The sequence below is a fragment of the Pseudoalteromonas sp. SR45-5 genome, from assembly GCF_014163565.1.
Lineage (GTDB): Bacteria > Pseudomonadota > Gammaproteobacteria > Enterobacterales > Alteromonadaceae > Pseudoalteromonas > Pseudoalteromonas distincta.
This window is the reverse complement of sequence record NZ_JACJDN010000947.1, coordinates 1-984: the sequence shown is the minus strand read 5'-3', so window position 1 is coordinate 984 and position 984 is coordinate 1. Positions and strand designations below refer to the sequence as shown.

The 984-nt window shown below is 36.3% G+C and carries 1 protein-coding gene; it reads right to left on the bottom strand.

Annotated features, from left to right (window positions below; all coding sequences use genetic code 11):
* Positions 1 to 397 precede the first annotated feature (397 nt).
* Positions 398 to 718 (bottom strand): BON domain-containing protein, encoded by a 321-nt coding sequence (locus H5072_RS20270; RefSeq protein WP_002961403.1) that lies wholly within the window; start codon positions 716 to 718, stop codon positions 398 to 400.
* Positions 719 to 984: the final 266 nt, after the last annotated feature.

Genomic DNA, 984 nt, shown 5'->3' with positions numbered 1-984 from the left:
CAAGTAAGATTAGTGTTTACCCAACGATTTTTTTACTGCCTTGCCGCACACTCTGAAAAAACGCTCTCATCTATTTCAATAACTAAATAAATCATCCTTTTTAAGCCCGTTAGGTCGGCTAAAGAATCTGTGTAAGCTTTTTCAGTATCAATTGGGTTAACTTAAGGGTTAAAAGAGCAAAGACAAACACGCTAGCGTCAATTCTAAATCTATCTTCTTAAGTATAAGTGTGAGCTATCGTTTTAGGGGGAGGAATAATCGTATTGCTTAGGCTTTATTTTATCTTCTTCACAGCTGCAAAATTTGCCTTAAAACAGAATATAAAAAAGCGCAGCTTGTGTTGGAGTAACAAGCCGCGCTTATGAATTAGTTATACAAATAGGTTTTGTGGTGCGTATTAAATAACGCTAATTTTGTTACGAATGATTTTAACCCCATCTATATTTTCTAGAAATTTTTGAGCTAGTGCGCGCTGAAAACCAGTTTGTGCTTCACCGTATAAATCTACTTCACCATTTTTTACCTGCACACGAATATCACTTAACGCCAGGTTAGGGTTAGTTCGTAGGGTGTTGGTGATAGTTTGTTGTAGGTTAGGTTGAGTGGCTACACTGCTTACTACGGCCATGTTGGTTGCTGCACTTACCTTTGTAGCGCAAGCTAATAAAAATAAACAACAAAATGATACTAAAGCGATAGTTAACTTGAAGCGGTTCATAACTTAATCCTTACATTACGGTGAATAGTGCAGCCACAAAATGGAAATTCCATCGGCTAGGTTATCTTTGTAGTTACAATTTCGGTGCCAATATTAACGCTATGAAATATAAGGTAATTTTATTAAGTGGGAATTAAGGTGGGCAAAAATTACATTTAAATGAGTATGAGTTACATGCTTGGGTTACATATGTAACAGGTACAAACACCAGAGCCTGTAAGGCTTGCATTAAAAAAGCCGACAAAAGTCGGCTTAGAATAAAAATA